Here is a 23,355-nt window from a genome sequence, read left to right on the forward strand (position 1 = left end):
CCCCGGGGGGGGCGCGCCCCCCCCCCCCCCCCGGGGGGGCCCGCACCCGGTCGTGTCCTCACGCCGCGACGCCCAGCAACCGCTGCATCGTCGGCAGGTCCCCGCGCAGCTCGGGGGTGGGGCACCGGTGGACGATCCGGCCCCGGACCATCACCGCAGCCTCCTCGGTCACCCCGAGGGCCAGGTGCAGGTCGTGCTCCACGAGCAGCAGTGTCAGCCCCTCCCGCACCACCGCCCGCAGCGCCTCGGCCACCTCGTCGACGACGATCGGCGCCAGCCCCTCGGACGGCTCGTCCATCAGGACCAGCCGCGGGTCGGTGGCCAGGGCCCGGCCGATCACGAGCATCTGCTGCTCCCCACCGGACAGCTGGCCGGCGAGGTGCCGTCGCCGTTGCGCCAGGCGGGGGAACAGCTCGTAGACCCGCCCGGTCGGCCAGGTCCGGCCGCCGTGCCGGGTGGCCAGGGCCAGGTGCTCGTGCACCGTCAGCGTCGGCCACACCCGCCGCCCCTGCGGCACCAGCGCGACCCCGGCGCGGGCGAGCCGGTCGGCCCGCCAGCCGGTGACGTCCCGCCCGTCCAGCAGCACCCGTCCGCCGGTGGGCCGCAGCAGCCCGGCGAGGGTGGACACGAGGGTGGTCTTGCCGACCCCGTTGCGGCCCAGCAGGGCCAGCGCCTGCCCGGCGGACAGGTCGAGATCCAGCCCGTGCAGCACCTGCCCCTGCCCGTAGCCGGCGGACAGCTCACGCACCACCAGGTTCACCGTGCACCTCCTCCATCCGGCCGCCGAGGTACGCCTGCTGCACCTCGGGACTGCGCCGCACCTGCTCGGGCGTGCCGCTGCACAGCACGGTGCCGAGGTGCAGGACGCTGACCCGGGTCGCGACGTCGAAGACGACGTCCAGGTCGTGCTCGACGAACACGATCGTCACGGTGGGTGGCACGCCGCGCAGCAGCTCCACCAGCCCACCCCGTTCCTCGCCGGACATGCCGGCCGCCGGCTCGTCCAGCAGCAGCAGTTGCGGCCTCGCCGCGAGCGCCACCGCGATCTCCAGCCGCCGGCACTGGCTGTACGACAGCGCCGCCACCGGCACGTCGGCCCGGTCGTCGAGACCGACCGAGGCGAGCGCGGCGGCCACCTCGGCGCGGCGGTGCCGGTCGGTGTGCCGGGCCAGCACCCGGCCACCGGTCAGCGCCAGGCTCACGTTCTGCGCGGCGGTCAGCGACCCCAGCAGCGTCGAGTGCTGGAAGCTACGCCCGATGCCCGCGCGGGCCCGCCGGTGGACCGGCTCCCGGGTGACGTCGCGGCCCCGGTAGTGGACGGAACCGTCGGACGGGCGTTCCTGGCCGGCGATCAGCTTGAGCAGGGTGCTCTTGCCGGCGCCGTTGGGCCCGATGAGCGCGTGCCGCTCCCCGGCGGCCACCGTCAGCCGCACCCCCCGCAGGACGCTCAGCGCGCCGTACCGGTGGTGGACGTCGTGGCAGCGGAGTACGTCGATCATGACGCGGCCCTCCTCAGCCGAATGTGGGCGATCCCCGTGGGCAGCAGGTAGACGACGAGTACGAACAGCAGCCCGAGGGCCAGGGGACCGTGCCCGTCGAGGGTCGCGCCCAGCGAGTCCCGCACGACGATGACCAGGGCCGCGCCGAGGCAGGGCCCCCACCAGGAGCCGGTGCCCCCGATCACCACGGCCAGCAGGGCGAGCGCGGAGGTCTCGAAGCCGGCGTCGGCCGGGGTGACCAGCCGCTGCTGGGCGGCGAGGAGCCCGCCGGCCAGCCCGGCGACGGCACCGGCGAAGACGAACGCCCCGAGCTTGACCAGCGTGGTCCGGTATCCCAGCGCCCGCATCCGGTCCTCGCTGTCGCGGACGCCCCGCAGCACCACCCCGGTGGCGGAGGTGGACGCCAGGCGCAGGGCGAGCAGACCGACGAGGAAGAAGGCCAGCACGTACCAGTAGGTCGTCGCGGGCTGGTCGAGGACCAGGCCCGACAGCGTCGGCGCCGGTACGCCGTACAGGCCGTTGGAGCCGCCGGTGACCGACTCCCAGCTGTCGGCCGCCTGCTGGGTCAGCTCCCCGACCGCCAGGGTCAGCATGAGGAAGAAGACCCCGCTCGCCCGGACGGCGACCGCCCCGGCGACCAGCGCGACCAGGGCGGCGGCGGCCATCCCGAGCAGGAGCGCCGGCACGCCCGACGTTCCGTGCAGGGCGCTGAAGGCCGCCGCGTACGCGCCGACGCCGAAGAACGCGGCGTGCCCGAGCGACGGCAGCCCGACGACGCCGACGAGCAGGTTGAGGCTCGCCGCGAGCAACCCGAAGACGAGGATGCGGGTCAACGTCGTCGTCGCGTACGGGGCGAGGTAGAGCGGGGCGGCGGCCAGCAGCAGGGTGCCGGCGGCCACGCCCGTCGCGTTGCGGACGGCGGGACGCAGCCGGGGGCGGGTGGCCGGGTGGGTCGTGGCCAGGGATGTCATCGTCGTCCTCCCGGGGCGAGGGTGAACAGGCCGCGCGGTCGGACGACGAGCACCGCCGCGAGCGTGCCGAAGAGCAGGAAGGAGGCCAGGCCGGGCAGCACCGCCCGGCCGACGGACTCGACCTGGCCGAACAGCAGCGCGGCGATCAGCGGCCCCCGGATGGAGCCGAGCCCGCCGACCACCACGACCACCAGGGCGAGCACCAGGATGGTGGTGTCCAGCCCGGGACGGGCGTGGTAGATGGGTGCGCCGAGCAGCCCGGCGAGGGTGGCCAGCACCGAACCCAGCACGAACACCCCACCGCGGACCAGGCGCGGGTCCACCCCGACGGCGGCGACCATGTCCCGGTCGCCGACGGTGGCGCGGAACAGCGCGCCGAGCGAGGTGCGCTCCACGGTCCAGTAGACGGCGGCGGCGAGCAGGGCGGCGACCCCGACCAGGGCGAGCCGGTAGCTGGGGTAGCTCCAGCCGGCGACGGTCACGGGGCCGGCCCGGCCGCCCGCTGGTTCGGTGGCGCGGACGTCGTCGCCGAACAGCGCGGACAGCCCCACGGCGGCCACCAGGGCGATGCCGAGGGTGAGCAGCGCCTGTTCGAGGTGGGAGCGGCGGGACAGCGGCGCGGTCAGCAGGGACAGCAGGCCACCGGCGGCGGCTCCGAACACGACGACGGCGACGACCGCCCGGCCCAGCGACGGCCAGGTCTGCTGCTCACCGCCGATCCACCAGGCCAGGTAGGCGCCGGTGAGGAAGAGCGCCCCGTGGGCGAGGTTCAGCACGTCCATCATGCCGAAGATCAGGGACAGGCCGGCGGCGGTGATGAACAGCAGCAGCCCGATGGCCAGCCCGTTCACCATCGCGGTCAGCGCGATCTGCGCGGTGGGCATCGTGATGCTCCGTCCGCTGGCCCGGTCAGGCCTGCGGGTCGAGCGGACCGAGGTCCTCGACCACGCCGTTGACCGGTGCGCCGGCCCGGGTCTGCACCCGGCGCAGGTAGAAGTTCTGCCGGGGCGACTGCTCCACGAACGACCACGGGCCGCGCGGGCTGTCGGTGATGACGCCGACCGAGCCGAGCGCACCCGCGAGGCTGTCGCCGTCGACGGCCCCCGCCTGCGCGATGGCGCGGGAGAGCACCTCGGCGGCGTCCCACGCCTGCACGGCGTAGGCGGTGGGGGCGGCGTCGTAGGCGGCGCGGAACGCCTTGCCGAACGCGGTGTTGGCGGGGTTGTCCAGTTCGGAGGTGTAGTGCAGCGTCGACAGCACCCCGTCGGCCGCCGCGCCCTGCGCGGTGAGCACCCCGCCCTCGACGAGGAACCCGGAGGCGTACAGCGGGATGGTGCGGGAGAGCCCGAACTGGGCGTACTGCTTGACGAAGGCCACCGACTCGGCCCCGCCGAAGAAGCAGAAGGTGCCCTGCGCGCCGGAGGACTGGATGCGGCTGAGGAACGGCTGGTAGTCCTGGGTCTTGCCGAACGGCGGCTGGCTCTGTCCGACGATGGTGCCCCCACCGGCCCGGTACGCGTCGCTGAACCCCTTGATCGCCTCGGCGCCGGCGACGTAGTCGGGGGCGATGGCGTAGGCCCGGCGTACGCCGCTCGCGGCCAGGTGGCGTCCCATCGCGGCGGCGACCTGGGCGTTGGTGAACGAGGTACGCCAGATGTAGGGGCTGCGGTTGGCACCGGTGATGGCCCCGGCGCCCGCGTTGGCGATGACCAGCAGTCGGCGGGCGCTGGTGACGAGGTCCCGGACGCCGAGCGCGGTGGCCGAGCTGACGATGCCGACCAGCACGTCGACCCGGTCGTTCTGGAGCAGCTTCTGCACCGCCGGCACGCCGGTCTGCGGGCCCTCGCCCTCGTCGGCGACGACGGTGGTTACCCGGCGACCGCCCAGCCGGCCGTCGTGCTGGCGCAGCCAGAGGTCCCAGCCCCGTTGGATGTCCACGCCCAGCGGGGTGTAGACCCCGGCCTGGGGGATGACGAGGCCGACCTTGACGGTGTTGCTGTCGCCGCCGCTGGCGGCGGTGGCGCCGAGGCTGCTGCCGCAGCCGGTGAGGCCGGCGACGCCGAGGCCGGCGGTGAGGCCGAGGAATGTCCTGCGGTTGATTCCGGTCATGGCTTGACTCCCGAACGTATCGAGCAGGATTGGTGGCCTGAAGGTATGGCCGGCCGTCGGGGGCGGCCAGTGCCACATCGCCGCCCGGTCCGGAACCACTCGCCCCGCCGGTCGGGCCCGTTCCCCGAGGGCGGCGATTGGCCCCGTCGGGCGGCGTCAAGTGGCCGTTTTCCGTACCGCCGGGCCGTGGCACGCTGCTGGACGCCGTCCGGTCCTGTCCGACCCTTCCCGGGTGCCGGCCGGCGCGTCCGCCCGGACGGCACCCGGCGTCGACCGTCTAATGGGCGGTGCGCCCCGCCGCGGGCGTCGTGCCCGCTGACCCGGAGGGAACCGACAATGCTGACACCCGAGCAGGTACGGGAGTTCGCCCTCGCCATGCCGGAGGCGGTGGAACAGGAGACGTGGGGTCACCCCACGTTCCGGGTGCGCGACCGCATCTTCGCCAGCACCTCCGCCGACGGCGTGGTGGCGATCATCCGGGCCTCCAAGGAGGAGCAGGCCGAGCTGATGGCGGCCGACCCGGACACCTACGACCCGGCGGACTACTTCGGCCGGTACGGCTGGGTCCGCGCCCAACTCGCCTCGGCCGACCCGGACGAGATCCGGGAGCTGGTGGTGGAGGGTTGGCGGCGGGCGGCGCCGAAGCGCCTGGTGGCGCAGTACGACGGCACGCCCGCGCGGACCCCGGGGCGGTGACCGGGTGGCCGCGATCATCCTGGGCTGGAACCCGCAGCGGTGGAACGGGTGGACGCCGAGCTACGAGGCGCTGACGCCGGGGGTGTCCCCGCAGCGCACCCTGGCCGGGTCGTGGACGGTGGGTCGGCGGGTGAACATCCCGGTCGGTGCGGACGCCTGGCTGTTGCTGCAGGGCCGCCTGCGGGGGCTGGTCGGGCACGCCGTGGTGACCCGCGCCCCCTATCCCGGCCCGCACGACCGGGATCCGGCGGTGACGACGAACTACGTGGACGTGGCGTGGGACGGGCTGCTGCCGGTGGCGGAGCGGATCGTGCCGGAGGTGTTGAAGACGGAGGCGTCCGGGGTCGCCTGGGGCTACGTGTTCAGCTCGGGCACCGGGGTGCCGGCCGCCGCCGAGGCGCAGGTCCACCAGCTCTGGCAGCGGTACGCCCTGGACTGATCCGTGGGGCCCGCCCCCCGGGGGCCCCCCCGGGGCCCCCGCCCCCACGGTCGTCACCGGCCGACCGGCACGGGTTCGGCGGCCAGCGCGGGTGCCTCGTCGCTCGACGCGGCGCGGGTGGCCAGCAGTGGTCCGGCCATCGCGGTGGTCACCAGGGCCATGATGACCATCATGGTGAACATCTGTCCGTCGAGGACGCCGAGGGAGACGCCGATGTTGAGCACGATCAGCTCGGTCAGTCCCCGGGTGTTCATGAGCACGCCCAGCCGGCGTGCCTGCGGCCAGGACAGGCCGAAGGCGCGGGCGGGCAGGGTCGCGCCGGCCATCTTGCCGACGCAGGCGACCAGGACGATGGCGGTGAGTTCGAGCAGGTTGGTCGGGCTCAGCGCGGCGATGTCGACGCTCAGCCCGGTGACGATGAAGAAGACCGGCAGCAGGACCAGGCCGATGTTCTCGAAGGGCACCCGGACGTGCTTGATCAGCGCCTCCGCGGGCTGGCGGGGCATGACGAAGCCGAACGCGAAGGCACCGAAGATGGCGTGGATGCCGATCCAGGTGGTCGCGTAGGAGGACAGGAAGACGCCGGCGGCGGTGATGGCCGCGAGCTGGTAGGTGTTGGGGCCGACCCGGCGGATCAGGGCGGCCAGGCCGGGGCGGACGGCGAGGGCCATCACCGCGATGTATCCGGCGGACATGAGGACCACCTGGGCGAGGTCGGTGGCGTCGCGGGCGGTGGCGACCGCGGCGACCACCGCCAGGATGCACCAGGCCAGCACGTCGTCGATGGCGGCGCTGGCCAGTGCCAGCACGCCGACCCGGGTGTTGCTGAGGTGCCGGTCGCGCAGGATGCGGGCCAGGACGGGGAACGCGGTGATGGCCATGGCGGCGCCGAGGAAGAGGGCGAACGCCAGGAACGGCACGGGTTTGCCGGCGATCGTGGCGTGCCGGGGGTAGATGAGGTTGGCCAGGCCGACGCCGAGGGTGAAGGCGAGGGCGATGGAGCACACCGACACCGACAGGGTGAGGCTCTTGTGCCGGGAGACCACGCGCCGGTCGAACTCCCACCCGATGAGGAACATGAACAGCAGGAGGCCGACCTGCGAGATGGCCGACAGGTACGGCCGGGCGGCGGCGGGGAAGAGCACGCCGGTCAGGTCGCCCGGGAGCAGGCCGAGCAGGCTGGGCCCCAGCGCGATGCCGGCGACGATCTCGCCGATCACCACGGGCTGCCCGAGCCGTCTGGCGATTCCGCCGAACAGGTGGGCTACCAGCAGGACGAGGGCGATGTCGGCCATCACGATTGCCACGGTGAGTTCGGCCGGGGTGGCTACGGACTTCATGAGATCTCCGGATCTGAGCGGGAGAGGGCTGGTCCGCCGGCCGGCGCCGTTAATGCGGGGCCTGCGCGGGTCACCGACCGTAGCAGCGGATTCTGCCGCCCGACATGTCCATGTCCGGCGGATCGGGGGTGCCATTTGCCGGCCCGGTCGCGGTGTGCGGGGGGTTGGATGGGAAACGCGACCGGTGGGTGTTTCACCGCCGTTTACGGCCGGCTCTCCGCGCGGTCACCGGGTTGAATGCGGAAATCCGACTCGTAACTGACGGGTCAGGTTGCCGACATCGGCTGGTTAACGCGAAATGCTGCATTCCAGCGATGGATACCGATGATGGGCGTCTATAGCCGGGCTTTTCCGAGGCCATTTGGTCACCTGCCGTGACGACATGCTCACGGGGTGACGTCAGCGCTGGGCAGTGGACTGCCCAGTGGCACTGTCTGCGGACAGAAAATGGCTCTGGTTGCCCCGCAGCCGGTGGGTTAGCCTTCCTGACGTTCCGTCCCTCCGGCGACACAGAGAGTGCAACCATGACAACTTTGTCGGCTTTCGGCGGTCATTGCGGCCGGTCCGGGGCGGCCCTGTCCGGTGCGCAGCGGGGGCGGGTCGAGAGGTGACCAGACTGCTGCATGTCAAAGCCACCCCGACGGGCCCGCGAAGCCGATCGGCCGCCGTCGCCGAGGCGTTTGTCGACGCATTCCTCGAGTGTCACCCGCAGGCGACCCTCGATGTGCTGGACCTTTCCGCGACCACCCTGCCCCCGGTGGGGGCGGTGGCGGTGGCGGCCAAGAAAAACGCCATCTCGGGCGCGACCGGCTCCGCCGATGAGGCGATGTCGTGGCAGCAGACCCGGGAACTCGTGCGCCGGTTCACCGACGCTGACCACTATCTGTTTTCCGTGCCGATGTGGAACTTCGGAATCCCCTACCTGCTCAAACACTTCATTGATATCGTCACCCAGCCGGGGCTGACGTTCCGCCTCGATCCGCGACACGGTTACCAGGGCCTGCTCACCGGCCGCCGGGCCTGTGTCGTCTACACCAGCGGTGTCTACACCCCCGGGTGCCCGCCGGAGTTCGGCGTCGACTTCCAGTCGGCGTACCTCAACTACTGGCTGCGCACCATCGGCGTCGACCCGGTGATCGAGGTCGCGCTGCGGCCCACCGACTTCACCCGTTCCCTGGCCGCGGACCTCGACCGCGCCCGCGAGGACGCGCGCAAGGCCGCCCACACCATCTGACCACACCGCCGGCCGGCGACCCGTCGGCCCGTGCCACAGGAGGGAAGAAGCATGTCCGTCTGGTTCGTCACCGGCGCCTCACGGGGCTTCGGCCTGGAGATCGTCCGGCAGTTGCTGGAGCGTGGCGAACAGGTCGTCGCCACGGCGCGCAACACCAGCAGCCTGGCCGAGCTGTCCTACCCCGACCGGTTGCTCGTGGTCCCGCTCGACGTCACCGACCAGTCCCAGGCCGACCGGGCGGTGCTCGCCGCGGTGGAGAGTTTCGGCGGCATCGACGTGCTGGTCAACAACGCCGGCCGGGGTCTGCTCGGGGCCGTCGAGGAGGCCACCGACGCCGAGACCCGGGCGGTGTTCGACACCAACGTGTTCGGCCTGTTGAACGTCACCCGCAGCGTGCTGCCCGTGATGCGGCGGCAGCGCCGGGGCCGGATCATCAACATCAGCTCGGTCCTCGGCTTCAGCGCCAAGATGGGTTGGGGCGTCTACGCGGCGACGAAGTTCGCGGTGGAGGGGCTCAGCGAGGCGCTGCGGGTGGAACTGGAGCCGGTCGGCGTCCAGGTGTGCCTGGTGGAGCCCGGCCTGTTCCGGACCGACTTCCTCGACCCTTCCTCGCTGCACTTCGCCGGCCGCGAGTTCCCGGAGTACACCGAGACCTCCGGGCGGGTCCGCGCCTGGTCGGTCGGGCAGAACCACGCGCAGGCCGGCGACCCCGCGCGGGCGGCGGCGGCCATCATCGACCTCGGCCGCAACCCGCAACCGCCGTTCCGGCTCCCGCTCGGCGCGGACTCCGTGCAGCGCGTCGGCGAGAAGCTGACCGAGGTGTCGCAGGAGCTCGCGGCCACCCGCGAGATCGGGCTGTCGATGTCCTACCCGGAGCCTGCGGTCGCCGCCCACTGAGGCGGTCCGACCCATCCACCAGACGATCGGCGAGGAGCGAGCATGAACACGTTGACCACGACGGCGGTGGCGTCGAGTCCCGTCGAGACCTTCGACGAGCGGCTCCGGCGGCTGCTGCGATGGCACTTCGACCCCCAGACCGGCTCGCCGTTCTGGCTACGCCAGCGCGGGCTGCTCGACTTCGATCCGCTACGCGACATCGACACCGCCGCCGACCTGGTGCGCTTCCCGGATCTCACCGACCAGCTGCGGCACGTCCCGGTCGGTGACCTGATCCCGCGCGGCCTGACCGGCACCGGCTTCCGGGTGTACGAGTCGGGCGGGACCAGCGGCGCGCCCAAGCGCATCGTCGACCGGGACTACCGGAGCCGGCTGCTCTCCTGGGCGATGCAGCGGCTGCGGGCGCACCACATCGCCGACCCGGCGCACTGGCTGCACCTCGGCCCGAGCGGTCCGCACGTCTTCGCCTACGACTGCGCCCGCTACGCCGCCCTGGGCAACGGTCTGTTCCACACCGTCGACTTCGACCCGCGCTGGGTCAAGAAGCTGGTGGCGGCGGGGGAGGCCGACACGGTCAAGCGGTACGTGCGGCACCTGCTGGACCAGGCGGCCGAGGTGCTGCGCTCGCAACCGGTCAAGGTGCTCAGCACGACGCCCCCGCTGATCGAGGCGATCTGCGCCGACCCGGAGCTGCACGCGGCCGTCGAGCGGACCGTCGAGACGATCATCTGGGCCGGCACCTCGTTCAGCCCGGAGAGCCTGCGGCAGGTGGAGGAGGTGTTCTTCCCGGACACGACGATCGTGGGCATCTACGGCAACACCCTGATGGGTGTCGCCCCGCAGCGGCCCCGACGCCCCGACGACCGGCACCTGTGCGTGTTCGAGCCGTACGCCGAGGCGGTCTGGATCGACGTAATCGACGACGCCGGTGCGGTGGTCGACTACGGTCAGCGTGGCCGGGTTCGGCTGAGTCTGGTCAGCGACGAGATGTTCCTGCCCAACGTCATCGAGCGGGACACCGCCGTGCGGGTGGAGCCCGTCGGCGACGCCACGGTCGACGGCCTGGCCGAGGTCGGCACCGTGGCCGAGGTGGGCGACGTACGGGTGATCGAGGGGGTGTACTGAGTGGCCGGCATCGTGGTGGAGCCGATCGTCTGCGGCCGGCCGGTGGCGAGCCTCGACCGGGCCCCGCTCGCCGACGTCCGGGGCGACCTGCTGGGCGAGGTGGGGATGGCGCCACGGCTGATGGCCGTCGGTGCGGTGACCCGGGCCCGGCGGTCGGCCGACGGCACGCCGGTCGGGCACGACCTGCTGCTGCGGGCCGCCGACCTGTTCGCCACCGCCGACCTCGACGGGGAGACCCCGCAGGAGTACGAGCGGCGGGTCGCGCTCGCCGCCGGCCTGCCCCGGGTGACCGTCCGCAACGCCGTGGCCGACATCGTGCGCAGCCTCACCCACCTACCGGCCACCACCCGGGCCGAACTGCCCGGCACCCGGCTCGGCGACGGCTACGACACGGCGTGGGTGCCGGCGGGTCGGCTCTTCACGGCCGTGATGGCCAGCAACCACCCGGCCCCCAACGACTCGTGGCTGCACGCGCTGGCGCTGGGCTACAGCGTGCTGGTGCGCCCCGGCACCCGGGAGCCCTTCACCGCCCGCCGGTTGACCCTCGCCCTGCTCGCCGCCGGCCTGGCGGAGCACCGGATCTCCTTCCTGCCGTGCGAGCGCGCGGTGGGGGAGTACCTCCTGGAGGCCGCCGACCGGGGCATCGTGTACGGCGGCAGCGACGCCGTACGGCGGTGGGCCGACAGCGCGACGGTCACCACCCGGGGGCCGGGGCGCAGCCGGGTCCTGCTCGACCGGCCGGTGACCGACGAGGTGCTCGACCACCTCACCGTCAGCGCGGCGCACGACGGCGGAACCCGGTGCAACAACATCTCCCTCGTGTTGACCACCGGTGACCCCCGGCAGGTCGCCGAAGCGCTCGCCGTCCGCTTCGACGCGCTGGCCAGCCCCGAGGTGTCGGCCCCCGACGCCACCCTGCCCGTGGTCGACGCCGCCCGCGCCGAGGGCCTGCGCCGGCAGCTCGCCGGACTGGCCGGGGGTGGGGCGGTGGTGCACACGGCGGCCGGCGCGGACCCGCTGGTGCGGCTGCCGGACGGGTCGCACCGGCCGCTGCCCACCGTGCTGTCCACCGAGGACCTGCGGCATCCGGCGGTGGGCGTGGAGCTGCCGTTCCCGTTCGTCGTGGTGGCGCCCTGGCGGCCTACGGACGGCACCGCCGCCCTCGGCGACGCGCTGGTGCTCAACCTGCTCACCGACGACACCGACCTGCGGGCTGCGGTGGTGGCCGACCCGAGCGTCCGTAAGGTCACGTGCGGGCTGACCCTGCCCTGGGACAGCGCGCCCGGAATTCCCCACGAGGGCAACCTGTCGCTGTTCCTGCTGAAGGCCAAGGGCGTCGTGACGACCGGAACGAGGGATCATGCGTTGGCTTGAGGAGTTGCTCTCCGACAGGTGGTGGGCCACCGGTCAGGCGGTGCGGTTCCAGCTGCCCAACCAGAGCGAGTCGTCGATCACCTATGGCGACCTGCTGCGTCAGGCGGCGACGTTGGCCGGCCGGATCGGCGAGCCCGGTGACGGCGCGCAGACCCGGCTGGCCATCCTGACCATGGGCAGCGCGGAGGGGCTGGTCGCCCTGATCGCCGGGCTGATCGTCGGCGCGGTGGTGATCTCGACGCCCATCCAGACGCCCAGCCCCTGGTCGGCCGACCTGCTGGGTGACCCGGACGTGGTGCTGACCGACGCGACGGGCGCGGCGGTGTTGCAGTGTCACGAACGGTTGACCGGGGAACGTCCGCGCTACCGGGTGCTCGGCGTCGACCTGACCGAGCCGGCCAAGGCCAGCGTCCGGCCGGACATCTGCGCCGACCAGGACGACGTCTGCAAGATCGCCTATCTGGACCCGGGCCGCTCGCCGCTGGTGGTGGGGCTGACCGGGTTCGCTCTCGACTCCGCCGTCCGCCAGCCGGATCGCCGGCCGGTGTTCGCGGCGGGTGGGCTCGGCAGCCTCACCGGCCAACTGGCCACCTACCGGACGCTGGCCGCGGGGGGCGTCGTCGACCTGACCACCTCCCGTCCGGCAGGACGGTCCATTCTGGACGCCGCGATGCCGGTGACCCTGCCGCGCCGGCCGGATGACCGGGCGACCGACTCCAGCACCACCTTTCCGTACATCGTGGACAACGCGGCCCAGTTGGACAAACTTGTGTCAGGAATCGTCCTACCGGCCGGGTCCGTCGCGCTTCCGTCGGTAGCTAAGTTGTAGGCATGGTCATTTCCGTTTCTTGAGCCGCCTCGGTCGGGAGATGGATCGTCAGCGCGGCCGGGCCCACAGGCAATCCCGGCCGCGCCCGATCGGGCAAGGACAAATGCATGCCACGTGAGTCTCCCGCGCTGCCGGGAAGCGGTTTCCTCATCGACCGTCATTCAACGGCGCCGCTCTACCAACAGTTGTACGAACAGTTACGGTGGAGCATCGAGGCGGGTCAACTCACCCCGGGCACCCGACTGCCGGCCACCCGCACCCTGGCCAAGGAGTTGGGGGTTTCCCGCAACACCGTGCTGGTGGCCTACGACCGGCTGCTCGCCGAGGGCTATCTCGACGGCCGGGTGGGTTCCGGCACCCGGGTGGCCACCCGGCAGAGCGCGCGGGAGATGGAGTCCCAACTGCCCCGCCCGGCCACCAAGACCCCCCTGCGGATCACCCGGGCCGCCCGTCGGATGGCCGAGGCGTCGGCCTACTTCACCCCGGCGCACGACCAGCTGCGCTACCCGGACCGGCCGTTCACCCTCGGCATGCCCGCCCTGGACCTCTTCCCGTCGAAGGTCTGGGGCCAGATCATGTTCAGCAAGTCGCACCAGCTCACCAGCGCCCTCTACACGCACCGCGACCCGGCCGGCTACTGGCCGCTGCGCAAGGGCATCGCGGCCATGCTGGGGCTGATGCGGGGCGTCCGGTGCACCCCGGAACAGGTGATCATCCAGCCGAGCGCCCAGATCGCCGTGCACGTGATGGCCCTGACCCTGCTGGAACCGGGGGAGAAGGTCCTCGTCGAGGACCCGGGCCTGCAGGCCATCCGGGGCGCACTGCACTCCGCCGGCGCGGACACCTGCCCCGTCCCGGTCGACGCCGAGGGCATGTGCGTGGCCGTGGGCAAGGCCCGTCACCCGGACGCGCGGATGGCGGTGGTGACGCCCAACAACCAGTTCCCCCTGTCGGTGCGGATGTCCGCCGCCCGCCGGGCCGAGGTGCTCGCCTGGGCCCGCAACAACGACGCCTGGATCATCGAGGACGACTACGACGGCGAGTTCTGGGCGGAGAACCCGGGCCCGCCGCTGCACCAGGGCGACGAGGACGGGCGCGTCATCTATGTCGGGACCTTCAGCAAGGTCCTCTTCCCCGGGTTGTGCCTGGCCTATCTGGTGGTCCCCCCGGATCTGGTCGACATCGTCACCGAGGTGCAGCGGGCGACGGTCAACTCACTCAACATCCTCACCCAGGCGGCGCTCGCGGAGTTCATCGAGGCGAATCACCTCGCCCGGCACGTACGCCGAATGCGCGACGTCTACCGGGAACGCGGCGACATTCTCGTCGGCGCGCTGCGCGGCCGGCTCGGCGGGTTCGTCACGATCGACACCGCCCCACGGGGCACCCATCTGGTCGCCAGCCTGCCCGACAACGCCGACGAACAACGCCTGGCCCGGCTCGGTCGGGAGGCGCGGTTGCGGGTCTATCCACTGTCGTCGTTCGGCGACGAACTCGAAGGGATCGGGCGGGGCCTGGTCCTCGGTTACGCGGCCACCCCACCCGAGAAGATCCTCTCCGGCGTGACCCGCCTGACGGCGGTTGTGGAGCAGTTCACCGGTCGTTCGCATTCGAACGGCCGGGCTGCATTGAGGAAGAGCGTATAAGTCGTTCCCGCCGGGCCAAAGGTCCATGTAGCCAAATAGTCAGGTGCCAATCCCAGTGGTACTAGCGAGATGGCAAACATGGCCCTGTGCCAATCGTCTCTTGCGCCTATACGGTCCGTACCGGATCGCGGCGCCTTCTTCGGTGACCGGGCCGCCCCGAAGAATACAGGGGGAGAGACTTATGCCATCACCACAGCTTCTCGTACGGCGCCCCGAGGCGCCCACCACCGACAGCTGGAGTCCCGCCGGTTGGCGGACGCTGCCCATCGCGCAGCAGCCGACCTGGCCGGACCGGGACGAGCTCGACGCTGTCGCCGACTACCTGTCCGGCCTGCCCGCGCTGACCGAGGTCGCGGAGATCAGGCGGCTGAGGGAGGACATCGCCCGCGCCAGCGCGGGTGAGGCGTTCGTGCTCCAGGCCGGCGACTGCGCCGAGCCGCTCGGCATGGCCGCCACCACCTCGGCGCGGGCCAAACACCGGGCCATCACGGCTCTCGGCGAGCGCCTGGCCCGCGAGCTGCGTCGCCCGACCATCGGCGTGGGGCGGCTCGCCGGCCAGTTCGCCAAGCCCCGCTCGGAGCCCTTCGAAGCGGTCGACGGCCAACTGCTGCCGGTGTTCCGCGGGCTGATGGTCAACGAGCCGGAGGCCACCGCCGCCGCCCGCCAGGCCGACCCGTACCGGCTGCTGTCCTGCTACTACACCGCCCGGCAGGTGGTGGCGGAGCTGTCGGCGGCCGGCGGCGACGTACGGACCAGCCACGAGGTGCTGATCCTCGAGTACGAGCAGGCGCTGACCCGCCTCGACGAGGCCAGCGGCGAGTGGTTCCTGCGCTCGACGCACCTGCCCTGGGTGGGTGAGCGCACCCGCGCGGTGGACGGCGCCCACCTGAACTTCCTGGCGGGGCTGGGCAACCCGGTCGCGGTCAAGGTCGGCCCCAGCGCCACGGTCGACGAGGTGCTGCGGATCTGCGCCCTGCTCGACCCGCACCGCCGGCCCGGCCGGCTGACCCTGATCAGCCGGATGGGCCACCGCAAGATCGCCGACCACCTGCCGTCGCTGGTCCGGGCGGTGGCCGACGCCGGGCACCCGGTCGCCTGGATGTGCGACGCCATGCACGGCAACACCGTCCGGGGTGCCGGTGGGGTGAAGACCCGCCACCTGGACACCATCGTGGACGAGTTGACCACCTTCGTCGAGGTGCTGCGCAGCCACGGCCGGGAGCCGGCGGGCCTGCACCTCGAAATCGCCGCGGACGACGTCACCGAGTGCGTCGGCGCGGGCGTGGTCGACGAGAGCCAACTCGGTCGCGCCTACCGGTCGCTGTGCGACCCGCGGCTGAACCACGAGCAGGCCGACGCGGTGGTCGACGCGCTCGTCACCGCGATGCACCGCTGAACACCCAGTCCCCACACACCTCGTGACCCGAGCGGAGGAGGCATCAGTGCGTACCCTGCTGGTCGACAACTACGACTCCTACACCTACAACCTGTTCCAGCTCATCGCCGTGGTCAACGGCGTCGAGCCCACCGTCGTCCGCCACGACGACCCGGCCGTGGCCACCCTGGATCTGCGCCGGTTCGACAACGTGGTCATCTCGCCCGGACCCGGCCGACCCGACCGGGAGAAGGACTTCGGCTTCTCCGCACAGGTCATCGCGGAGTCCCCGGTGCCGGTGCTCGGCGTCTGCCTGGGCCACCAGGGCATCGCCTCGGGCCACGGCGCGGCCGTGCACTCCGCGCCCGTACCCCGGCACGGGCACCTGGCGTCGATCACGCACGACTCCGACGGCCTGTTCGCCGGCATCCCGCAGCACTTCACCGCCGTGCGGTACCACTCGCTGTGCGTGTCGGACCTGCCCCCGGAGCTGGTGGCGACCGCCTGGGCCGAGGACGGCGTGATCATGGGCCTGCGGCACGTCGACCGGCCGATGTGGGGGCTCCAGTTCCACCCCGAGTCGATCTGCACCGAGTACGGGCAGACCCTGCTCGGCAACTTCCGCGACCTGACCCGGGCCCACCAGGCCCGGGAGAGCATCCAGGTGGCGGCCCCGCCGCCCATCGCCGCGCCGACGCACCAACTGCACGTGCGCACCCTCGGCTGGGAGACCGACGCCGAGCAGGCGTTCACCAGGCTGTTCCGGGACTCGACCCACGCCTTCTGGCTGGACAGCGCCCGGGTCGAGGAGGGACTGTCCCGCTTCTCCTACCTCGGCGACGCCTCCGGGCCGCTGTCCGAGGTGGTCCGCTACGACGTCGGCACCGGCGCGGTCGAGGTCGCCACGGCGGCCGGCGCCCCGACCCGGGTGCCCGGCACCATCCTGTCCTACCTCCAGCAGCGGCTGGAGGCCATCCACCTCGACTCGTCGGCCCTGCCCACCGACCTGACCTGCGGCTACGTGGGCTACTTCGGCTACGAGCTGAAGGGCGACCTGGGCGCTGCCGGGCCGCACCGCGCCGACACCCCGGACGCGTACTGGATCTTCGCCGACCGGTTCGTCGCGGTCGACCACCGGGACCGGCAGACCTACCTGGTGGCCCTCTCCGACGGCAGCGAGGGCAGCGACGACGCGGCACGGGACTGGGTCGAGGCCGTCGCCGAGCAGCTCACCGCCATCCCCGAGGCGGGACCGGTCACCCCGCTCACCCCGCCGCCGGTCGACACCAGCTCGCTGGTCGCGTCGCTGGAACGGGACCGGGAGCAGTACCTGGCCGACATCGCCGCCTGCAAGCAGGAACTGGTCGCCGGGGAGAGCTACGAGATCTGCCTGACCAACGGGCTGCGCCTGCCGCGCCCCCGCGACGGGTTCGCCTTCTACCGGGCCATGCGCCGGTACAACCCGGCGCCCTACTCGGCCTACCTGCGGCTGGGTGACATCGAGGTGGCCTGCTCCTCCCCGGAGCGCTTCCTGCGGCTGACCGCCGACCGGGTGGTCGAGACCAAGCCGATCAAGGGCACCGCGCCCCGGCACCCCGACCCGACGGTCGACGCGGCACTGCGCGACGAGCTGACCACCAGCGACAAGACCCGCGCCGAGAACCTGATGATCGTCGACCTGCTCCGCAACGACCTCGGCCGGGTGTGCGAGGTCGGCAGCGTCACCGTCCCCAAGCTGATGCAGACCGAGTCGTACGCGAGCGTGCACCAGCTCGTCTCGACCATCCGGGGCCGCCTGCGGGCCGAGGCCACCGCCGTCGACTGCGTCGAGGCGTGCTTCCCCGGCGGCTCGATGACCGGGGCGCCGAAGCTGCGGACGCTGGAGATCATCGACGGGCTGGAGACCACCGCCCGGGGCATCTACTCCGGTTCGCTGGGCTTCCTGAGCTGCAACGGCACCGCCGACCTGAACATCGTCATCCGCACCGCGGTGCTGTCCGGCGACGGCATGCGGGTCGGCGCGGGCGGGGCCATCATCCTCGACTCCGATCCGGAGGGGGAGTTCGACGAGATGCTGCTGAAGGCCGCCGCCCCGTTGCGCGCGCTGCTCAGCGGCGGCTACCGGGAGGACGTCGATGTCTACCAGTGATCCGCTGTCGGTGTGCATCGTCGGCATGGGGCCGCGTGGGCTCTGCGTGCTGGAGCGCCTGGTCAGCAACGCCGCCGCCGACCCCGACCGGCCGGTACGCGTCGACGTCGTCGACCCGTACCCGCCGGGGGCGGGCCGGGTGTGGCGGGCCGACCAGTCCGACCGGCTGCTGATGAACACCGTGGCCTCCCAGGTGACCGTGTTCCCCGACTCGACCGTGGAGCTGGCCGGTCTGCTCCGGGAGGGCCCGAGCCTCTACGAGTGGGCCCGGTTCCAGGTGCTGATGGGCGACCTCGGCCAGTTCCCGGCCGACGTCGCCGAGGAACTGCGCGCGGTGGGGCCCGACACCTACTCCACCCGCCGGCTGTTCGGCCACTACCTGGCCTGGGTCTACCGGCGGGTGGTCGGTACCGCGCCGGCCAACGTCACCGTCCGCGCCCACGCCACGGTCGCCGTCGCGCTGTGGGACGAGTCCGACGGCAAGCAGTGCGTGCAGTTGCAGACCGGCGACCGGCTCCCCGGCCTGGACGCGGTGGTGCTGGCGCAGGGCCACTACCCGGTCACCCCGACCCCGCAGGAGCAGACGCTCGCCGAGTTCGCCGTCGAGCGGGGGCTGACGTACATCCTGCCGGCCAACCCGGCCGACGTGGACCTGTCGATGGTGCGGCCCGGCGAACCGACCCTGCTGCGCGGGCTCGGGCTCTGCTTCTTCGACTACCTGGCACTGCTCACCGAGGGACGCGCCGGCCGCTACGTCCGCGCCGACGACGGCCGGCTGACCTACCTGCCGTCCGGGTTGGAACCGCAGTTGCTGGCCGGCTCCCGCCGCGGCATCCCGTACCGGGCGCGGGGCCGCAACGAGAAGGGCGCACACGGGCGGCACGAGCCGCGGGTGCTCACCGTCGCGCGGGTCGAGCAACTGCGCGCCGCCGGGGACGCGACCGCGATGGACTTCATGGCCGACCTGTGGCCGCTGATCGCCAAGGAGGTGGAGACGGCCTTCTACGTGGCGGTGCTGCGCCGGGCCGGCTGCCGCGGCAAGGCCCGCCGGTTCGAGGCCGAGTACCTCCAGGTGCCCCGGGGCGACGCGCGGGAGGAGGAGATCCGCCAGCGCTTCGGGATCACCGAGCGGTGGGACTGGGACACGGTGCTGGACCCGGCCCGCGACGAGACCTTCACCGGGTCGGCGGCGCTGCAGGAGTGGATGCTGCGCTACCTCGACGAGGACGCCCGCACGGCGGAGGAGGGCAACGTCAGCGGCCCGCTCAAGGCGGCCATGGACGTCCTGCGTGACCTGCGCAACGAGGTCCGCCTCGCCGTCGACCACGGCGGTCTGCGGGGCGCCTCGCACCGTGAGCACCTGGACCGCTGGTACACCCCGATGAACGCCTTCCTCAGCATCGGCCCCCCGGCCCACCGGGTCGAGCAGTTGGCCGCGCTCATCCGCGCCGGTGTGCTGCGGATCGTCGGGGCCGAGATGCGGGTGACGCCGTGTCCCGAGCAGGCCGGGTTCCTCGTCGAGTCGCCCCGCACGCCGGAGAGCCCGGACGTGGTGACCGCCATGATCGAGGCGCGGCTGCCGGAGGTGGACCTGCGGCGTACCGCCGATCCGTTGCTCGGTTGGATGCTCGCGCACCGGTCCTGCGCGCCGCACGTGGTGCCCGACCGGGAGGCCGGGCCGCACGTCACCGGCGGGCTGGCGGTGACCGGCCGGCCGTTCCACCCGGTGTCGGCGGCCGGCGAGCGACACACCCGTCGCTTCGTGTTCGGGGTGCCCACGGAGGGTGCACACTGGGCCACCGCGGCGGGCGCGCGGCCGGGCGTCAACTCGGTGATGCTCGGCGACGCGGACGCGATCAGCCTGTCGGTGCTCGCCCTCACCGCGCAGGCGGCCACCACGACGGGAGCGGTGACGACATGACCGAAGGCTTCGACCACGGGCTGCTGAGCCCCGGCAGCGCCGGCCGGGGCATCGAGGACGCCGTCCGGGACCGGGCGGTCCTGCAGGCGATGCTCGACGCGGAGGCCGCCCTGGTGCGGGCCCAGGCCCGGCTGGGGGTGGTGCCCGGGGAACACGCGGACACCATCACCGCCGTCGCCGACGCCCACCGGATCGACCTCGACGCGGTGGCCCGCCGGGCGACCGAGACGGCGAACCCGGTGGTCGCGGTGGTCGCCGCGCTCACCGAGCTGGTCACGGCGCTGGACCCGGCCGCCGCGGAGTACGTGCACCGCGGCTCCACCAGCCAGGACATCCTGGACACCGCGCTGATCCTGGTGGCGGAGCGGGCGTTGCGGGTGATCGACGCGGACCTGGCCGCGACCGCCGACGCGCTGGCCACCCTCGCCGACCGGCACCGGGGCACGCCGCTGGCCGGCCGGACCCTGACCCAGCACGCCGTGCCGACCACGTTCGGCCTGAAGGCGGCGACCTGGCTCTCCGGCGTCCTCGACGCCCGGCAGGCGATCCACGCCCTGCTCACCGAGGGGCTGCCGGTGCAGCTCGGTGGGGCCGCCGGCACCCTCGGGGCGTACCTGGAGTTCGCCCGGCTCGCCGGGGACACCGACGACGGCTACGCCGAGAAGCTGATCCACGCCTTCGCCGAGGAACTCTCCCTGGCCGAGCCGCACGCGCCCTGGCACACCGTGCGGACGCCCCTGCACGCCGTCGCGGGCGTGCTGGGGCTCACCACCGGCGTGCTCGGGGCGATGGCGGCGGACGTGCAGGTGATGGCGCGTACCGAGATCGGGGAGCTGGCCGAGCCGACCGGCCCGGGACGCGGGGTGTCCTCGGCGATGCCGCACAAACGCAACCCGGTGCTGGCGACCCGGATCCGGGCGGCGGCCACCCAGCTGCCGATGCTCGCCGCGACCGTCGCGCACTGCCTCGTCGCCGAGGACGAACGCCCCGGAGGGGCCTGGCATGCCGAGTGGCAGCCGTTCCGGGAGGCGTTGCGGCCGGCCGGTGGGGCCGCCGACGCGGCGGCCGAGCTGGCCGCCGGGCTGACGGTGTTCCCCGACCGGATGCGCGCCAACCTCGACCTCGCCGGGGAGTTCATGGCCTCGGAACGGTTGGCCGTGCGACTCGCCCCGCTGCTGGGCAAGGCGGTGGCGAAGGAACTGCTGACCACTCTGACCGGCCGGGCGGTGCAGACCGGGCAGCCGCTGCGCGACCTGGTGACGGCCGACCCCCGGGTCACCGCCGTCCTCGACCCGGCCGAGGTCGTCGCCCTGCTCGACCCGGCCGGCTACGTCGGCGCCGCCGACCTGCTGGTGGACCGGGTCCTGCACCGCTACCGGACGGTCGGCGCGCGGTCGACCCTCGCGACCGAGGACCGGCGGCCGTGAGCGGGCCGGGCCCCCTGGCACGTCCGGTGCTCGGCGCGCCGATGGCGGGGGGAGTCAGCACGCCCGCCCTCGTCGCGGCCGTCGGCGACGCCGGGGGGCTCGGTTTCCTGGCCGCAGGCTATCTCCGCCCGGCGGACCTGGCTGCCGACATCGACCAGGTCCGCCGCAGCACCACCGCACCGTTCGGGGTCAACGTCTTCGTGCCGGAGTCCCGGCCGGTGGACCGGGCCGCCGTCGCCCGGTTCCGGGAGGCGTTGCTGCCCGAGGCGGCCCACCGGGGGGTGACCCTGCCCGAGCCGCCCGAGCGGGACACCGACCACTTCGCCGACAAGATCGAGGTGGTGCTGGCCGCGCGGGTGCCGGTGGTCAGCTTCACCTTCGGCTGCCCGTCCCGGGCGGTCGTCGAGCGGCTGCACGCCGCCGGGTCGCAGGTCGTCGTCACGGTCACCGACGTCGCGGAGGCGCGGGTGGCCGTCGCGGCCGGAGCCGACGCGCTCTGCGTGCAGAGCGCCGACGCCGGCGGGCACCGGGCGAGCTTCACCCCCGAACGCCGCCCCGACCCGCAGCCGGGCACGGCCGAACTGGTCGGCACGGTCCGGCTGGCCGTCGCGGTGCCGCTGATCGCCGCCGGGGGGATCACCGACCCGGCGCAGGTCGACGCGGTGGTCGCGGCCGGCGCGTCGGCGGTGCAGGTCGGCACCGCGCTGCTGCTGACCCCGCAGGCCGGCACCCATCCGGCGCACCGGGCCGCGCTGACCGAGCCCGGCCGGCCCGGCACCGTCGTCACCCGGGCCTTCTCGGGCCGGCCGGCGCGGGGGCTGCGCAACCGGTTCGTCGACTCCTTCGACGCGCTGGCCCCCGCCGCCTACCCGCAGATCCACCACCTGACCAAACCGTTGCGCGTGGCGGCGGCGGCACGCGGCGACGCCGAGCACATGGCGCTCTGGGCCGGCACGGGCTACCGGTCCGCCCGGCCGGAGCCCGCCGGTCGGGTGGTCACCCGCCTCGCCGCCGCCGTGGCCGCCGCGACCCCACCGCACCCCGCACCCCGTTGACCAGCCGTACCCCCGAGGAGGACCCGATGCCGCACATCAACATCAAGTTTTTTCCGGTCGACCTGCACCGGGACACCGAGCAGCAGCTCGTCGACGAGCTGACCGAGGCGGTCACCACCGCCTTCGGGTGCAGCCCGAACGTGGTGTCCATCGCCCTGGAACCGGTGGAGGAGCAGCGCTGGCAGGCGCAGGTCTACCAGCCGGAGATCGTCGAACGGCAGCACCTGCTGCGCAAGGTGCCGAACTACTGACACCCCGGCCCCTGGAAGAGGTGGAGACCGCCATGGCGCAGCCGACCCGTACCCTCGCACCGAGACCGTTACCCAGCATCGCCGACGGCATCGACGACCTCGTCGGCAACACACCCCTGCTGCGCCTGCCCGTCGCGCACCGGGCACCCGGTGCCGAGGTGCTGGCGAAGCTGGAGTGCGCGAACCCGGCCGCCAGCGTGAAGGACCGCGCGGCGCTCTACATGCTCCGCGCGGCGGAGGCCGACGGGCGGCTGCGCCCCGGCGGCGTCGTGGTGGAGGCGACGTCGGGCAACACAGGCATCGCGTTGGCCGCCCTGTGCGCGGCGCGCGGGTACCGCTGCGTCATCGTGTTGCCGGACAACGCCACCCCGGAGCGGATCGGCCTGCTGCGCCGGTTCGGCGCCGACGTGGTGCTGACCCCCCGCGAGGCGCGTTACCAGGGCGCGGTCGACAAGGCCGAGGAGATCTGCGCGATGACGCCGGGCGCGTGGTTCGTCCGGCAGCACGACAACGACGACAATCCCCGGGCCCACCGGGAGACCACCGGCCCGGAGATCTGGACCGACACCGGCGGCCGGGTCGACGTCCTGGTCTGCGGGGTCGGCACCGGCGGCACGCTCAGCGGCACCGCCGGTTACCTCAAGGAGCGCAACCCCGCGCTGCGGGCGGTCGCAGTGGAGCCGGCGGGTTCGCCGCTGCTGTCCGGGGGTACGGCCGGCACCCACGCCATCCCCGGTTTCAACGGCGGCTTCGTCGCCCCCACCACCGATCTGAGCCTGATCGACGAGGTCGTCACCGTCACCGACGACGAGGCGGCGGACACGAGCAGCTGGCTGGCCCGCCGCGTCGGTGTCCTCGCCGGGGTGTCCTCCGGGGCGGCGACCCACGTGGCGCTGCGGGTGGCCCGTCGGCGCGACAGCGTCGACAAGCGGATCGTCGTCATCCTCCCCGACACCGGGGAGCGCTACCTGAGCATGTGGTCTGAGCGTCCGTGAGACGCCGGAGATTCGGAGGGGAC

At 73.1% G+C, this 23,355-nt stretch carries 21 protein-coding genes; 15 read left to right on the forward strand and 6 right to left on the reverse strand.

Going from position 1 to position 23,355, the window contains the following annotated elements:
* Positions 1 to 58: 58 nt before the first annotated feature.
* Genes ACOJTC_RS21530 through ACOJTC_RS21550 form a run of 5 tightly spaced genes read right to left on the reverse strand, consistent with a single transcriptional unit; the run spans position 59 to position 4,579 of the window.
* Positions 59 to 760 (reverse strand): ABC transporter ATP-binding protein, encoded by a 702-nt coding sequence (locus tag ACOJTC_RS21530; RefSeq protein ID WP_204923259.1) that lies wholly within the window; start codon positions 758 to 760, stop codon positions 59 to 61.
* Positions 741 to 1,499, reverse strand: a complete 759-nt coding sequence (locus ACOJTC_RS21535; RefSeq protein ID WP_204923593.1) for an ABC transporter ATP-binding protein — start codon at positions 1,497 to 1,499, stop codon at positions 741 to 743. The genes ACOJTC_RS21530 and ACOJTC_RS21535 overlap by 20 nt, the downstream gene beginning before the upstream one ends.
* Entirely contained in the window at positions 1,496 to 2,470 is a 975-nt protein-coding gene (locus tag ACOJTC_RS21540; RefSeq protein WP_420118235.1) for a branched-chain amino acid ABC transporter permease, read from the reverse strand. The genes ACOJTC_RS21535 and ACOJTC_RS21540 overlap by 4 nt, the downstream gene beginning before the upstream one ends.
* The gene (locus ACOJTC_RS21545) at positions 2,467 to 3,354 is read right to left on the reverse strand and encodes a branched-chain amino acid ABC transporter permease (RefSeq protein ID WP_420118236.1); all 888 of its coding nucleotides are present in this window, start codon (positions 3,352 to 3,354) and stop codon (positions 2,467 to 2,469) included. Before ACOJTC_RS21545 ends, ACOJTC_RS21540 begins: the two co-directional genes overlap by 4 nt.
* Before the next feature lie 25 nt (positions 3,355 to 3,379).
* Positions 3,380 to 4,579 (reverse strand): ABC transporter substrate-binding protein, encoded by a 1,200-nt coding sequence (locus tag ACOJTC_RS21550; protein WP_377686922.1) that lies wholly within the window; start codon positions 4,577 to 4,579, stop codon positions 3,380 to 3,382.
* A 336-nt stretch (positions 4,580 to 4,915) separates the two neighbouring features.
* Here ACOJTC_RS21550 and ACOJTC_RS21555 point away from each other — a divergent pair, with 336 nt between their 5' ends.
* Both ACOJTC_RS21555 and ACOJTC_RS21560 read left to right on the forward strand, forming a co-directional pair.
* The gene (locus ACOJTC_RS21555) at positions 4,916 to 5,275 is read left to right on the forward strand and encodes an MmcQ/YjbR family DNA-binding protein (RefSeq protein WP_204923256.1); all 360 of its coding nucleotides are present in this window, start codon (positions 4,916 to 4,918) and stop codon (positions 5,273 to 5,275) included.
* A 4-nt stretch (positions 5,276 to 5,279) separates the two neighbouring features.
* On the forward strand, positions 5,280 to 5,714 hold the full coding sequence (locus ACOJTC_RS21560; RefSeq protein WP_420118237.1) for a hypothetical protein: 435 nt from the start codon (positions 5,280 to 5,282) through the stop codon (positions 5,712 to 5,714).
* 53 nt (positions 5,715 to 5,767) lie between these two features.
* On the opposite strand, the gene ACOJTC_RS21565 is transcribed toward ACOJTC_RS21560, so the two are convergent.
* Positions 5,768 to 7,054 (reverse strand): cation:proton antiporter, encoded by a 1,287-nt coding sequence (locus ACOJTC_RS21565; RefSeq protein WP_357929328.1) that lies wholly within the window; start codon positions 7,052 to 7,054, stop codon positions 5,768 to 5,770.
* 607 nt (positions 7,055 to 7,661) lie between these two features.
* On the opposite strand from ACOJTC_RS21565, the gene ACOJTC_RS21570 reads away from it, so the two are divergent.
* From ACOJTC_RS21570 to cysK, 13 genes are all read left to right on the forward strand, one after another.
* The gene (locus tag ACOJTC_RS21570) at positions 7,662 to 8,288 is read left to right on the forward strand and encodes an FMN-dependent NADH-azoreductase (RefSeq protein WP_204923253.1); all 627 of its coding nucleotides are present in this window, start codon (positions 7,662 to 7,664) and stop codon (positions 8,286 to 8,288) included.
* Positions 8,289 to 8,339: 51 nt separating this feature from the next.
* The gene (locus ACOJTC_RS21575; RefSeq protein ID WP_204923252.1) at positions 8,340 to 9,185 is read left to right on the forward strand and encodes an SDR family NAD(P)-dependent oxidoreductase; all 846 of its coding nucleotides are present in this window, start codon (positions 8,340 to 8,342) and stop codon (positions 9,183 to 9,185) included.
* Positions 9,186 to 9,227: 42 nt separating this feature from the next.
* Positions 9,228 to 10,310, forward strand: coding sequence for a hypothetical protein (locus tag ACOJTC_RS21580; protein ID WP_204923251.1), 1,083 nt, complete (start codon positions 9,228 to 9,230; stop codon positions 10,308 to 10,310).
* Positions 10,311 to 11,684, forward strand: a complete 1,374-nt coding sequence (locus ACOJTC_RS21585) for a hypothetical protein (protein WP_420118238.1) — start codon at positions 10,311 to 10,313, stop codon at positions 11,682 to 11,684.
* Complete coding sequence (locus ACOJTC_RS21590) at positions 11,671 to 12,513, forward strand: hypothetical protein (RefSeq protein ID WP_420118239.1); 843 nt, start codon at positions 11,671 to 11,673, stop codon at positions 12,511 to 12,513. Before ACOJTC_RS21585 ends, ACOJTC_RS21590 begins: the two co-directional genes overlap by 14 nt.
* A 107-nt stretch (positions 12,514 to 12,620) precedes the next feature.
* On the forward strand, positions 12,621 to 14,159 hold the full coding sequence (locus ACOJTC_RS21595; protein ID WP_204923248.1) for a PLP-dependent aminotransferase family protein: 1,539 nt from the start codon (positions 12,621 to 12,623) through the stop codon (positions 14,157 to 14,159).
* 181 nt (positions 14,160 to 14,340) lie between these two features.
* Complete coding sequence (locus ACOJTC_RS21600) at positions 14,341 to 15,555, forward strand: 3-deoxy-7-phosphoheptulonate synthase (RefSeq protein WP_420118240.1); 1,215 nt, start codon at positions 14,341 to 14,343, stop codon at positions 15,553 to 15,555.
* 46 nt (positions 15,556 to 15,601) lie between these two features.
* The gene (gene pabB / locus ACOJTC_RS21605; RefSeq protein ID WP_420118241.1) at positions 15,602 to 17,683 is read left to right on the forward strand and encodes an aminodeoxychorismate synthase component I; all 2,082 of its coding nucleotides are present in this window, start codon (positions 15,602 to 15,604) and stop codon (positions 17,681 to 17,683) included.
* Positions 17,670 to 19,604, forward strand: a complete 1,935-nt coding sequence (locus tag ACOJTC_RS21610; RefSeq protein ID WP_420118242.1) for an FAD/NAD(P)-binding protein — start codon at positions 17,670 to 17,672, stop codon at positions 19,602 to 19,604. The genes pabB and ACOJTC_RS21610 overlap by 14 nt, the downstream gene beginning before the upstream one ends.
* A complete protein-coding gene (locus ACOJTC_RS21615) occupies positions 19,601 to 21,031 on the forward strand; it encodes a class-II fumarase/aspartase family protein (protein ID WP_420118243.1) in 1,431 nt (476 codons plus the stop codon). Before ACOJTC_RS21610 ends, ACOJTC_RS21615 begins: the two co-directional genes overlap by 4 nt.
* Entirely contained in the window at positions 21,028 to 22,086 is a 1,059-nt protein-coding gene (locus ACOJTC_RS21620) for a nitronate monooxygenase (protein WP_420118244.1), read from the forward strand. Before ACOJTC_RS21615 ends, ACOJTC_RS21620 begins: the two co-directional genes overlap by 4 nt.
* Positions 22,087 to 22,112: 26 nt before the next feature.
* The gene (locus ACOJTC_RS21625) at positions 22,113 to 22,337 is read left to right on the forward strand and encodes a tautomerase family protein (RefSeq protein ID WP_088647261.1); all 225 of its coding nucleotides are present in this window, start codon (positions 22,113 to 22,115) and stop codon (positions 22,335 to 22,337) included.
* Positions 22,338 to 22,369: 32 nt separating this feature from the next.
* Positions 22,370 to 23,332: a cysteine synthase A gene (gene cysK, locus ACOJTC_RS21630; RefSeq protein WP_204923242.1), complete on the forward strand. Its 963-nt coding sequence runs from the start codon at positions 22,370 to 22,372 to the stop codon at positions 23,330 to 23,332.
* Positions 23,333 to 23,355: the final 23 nt, after the last annotated feature.

Origin of the sequence: Micromonospora sp., from assembly GCF_048594385.1 — a bacterium.
Taxonomy (GTDB): domain Bacteria; phylum Actinomycetota; class Actinomycetes; order Mycobacteriales; family Micromonosporaceae; genus Micromonospora; species Micromonospora wenchangensis.

Excerpts from the sequence above, each read along its gene's own strand:
- ACOJTC_RS21610 (WP_420118242.1), top strand. The coding sequence starts at position 17,670 with ATGTCTACCAGTGATCCGCTGTCGGTGTGCATCGTCGGCATGGGGCCG.
- ACOJTC_RS21540 (WP_420118235.1), bottom strand. The coding sequence starts at position 2,470 with ATGACATCCCTGGCCACGACCCACCCGGCCACCCGCCCCCGGCTGCGT.
- ACOJTC_RS21625 (WP_088647261.1), top strand. The coding sequence starts at position 22,113 with ATGCCGCACATCAACATCAAGTTTTTTCCGGTCGACCTGCACCGGGAC.
- ACOJTC_RS21550 (WP_377686922.1), bottom strand. The coding sequence starts at position 4,579 with ATGACCGGAATCAACCGCAGGACATTCCTCGGCCTCACCGCCGGCCTC.
- ACOJTC_RS21580 (WP_204923251.1), top strand. The coding sequence starts at position 9,228 with ATGAACACGTTGACCACGACGGCGGTGGCGTCGAGTCCCGTCGAGACC.
- ACOJTC_RS21615 (WP_420118243.1), top strand. The coding sequence starts at position 19,601 with ATGACCGAAGGCTTCGACCACGGGCTGCTGAGCCCCGGCAGCGCCGGC.
- ACOJTC_RS21555 (WP_204923256.1), top strand. The coding sequence starts at position 4,916 with ATGCTGACACCCGAGCAGGTACGGGAGTTCGCCCTCGCCATGCCGGAG.
- ACOJTC_RS21535 (WP_204923593.1), bottom strand. The coding sequence starts at position 1,499 with ATGATCGACGTACTCCGCTGCCACGACGTCCACCACCGGTACGGCGCG.
- ACOJTC_RS21565 (WP_357929328.1), bottom strand. The coding sequence starts at position 7,054 with ATGAAGTCCGTAGCCACCCCGGCCGAACTCACCGTGGCAATCGTGATG.
- ACOJTC_RS21595 (WP_204923248.1), top strand. The coding sequence starts at position 12,621 with ATGCCACGTGAGTCTCCCGCGCTGCCGGGAAGCGGTTTCCTCATCGAC.
- ACOJTC_RS21590 (WP_420118239.1), top strand. The coding sequence starts at position 11,671 with ATGCGTTGGCTTGAGGAGTTGCTCTCCGACAGGTGGTGGGCCACCGGT.
- cysK (WP_204923242.1), top strand. The coding sequence starts at position 22,370 with ATGGCGCAGCCGACCCGTACCCTCGCACCGAGACCGTTACCCAGCATC.
- ACOJTC_RS21575 (WP_204923252.1), top strand. The coding sequence starts at position 8,340 with ATGTCCGTCTGGTTCGTCACCGGCGCCTCACGGGGCTTCGGCCTGGAG.
- ACOJTC_RS21545 (WP_420118236.1), bottom strand. The coding sequence starts at position 3,354 with ATGCCCACCGCGCAGATCGCGCTGACCGCGATGGTGAACGGGCTGGCC.
- ACOJTC_RS21600 (WP_420118240.1), top strand. The coding sequence starts at position 14,341 with ATGCCATCACCACAGCTTCTCGTACGGCGCCCCGAGGCGCCCACCACC.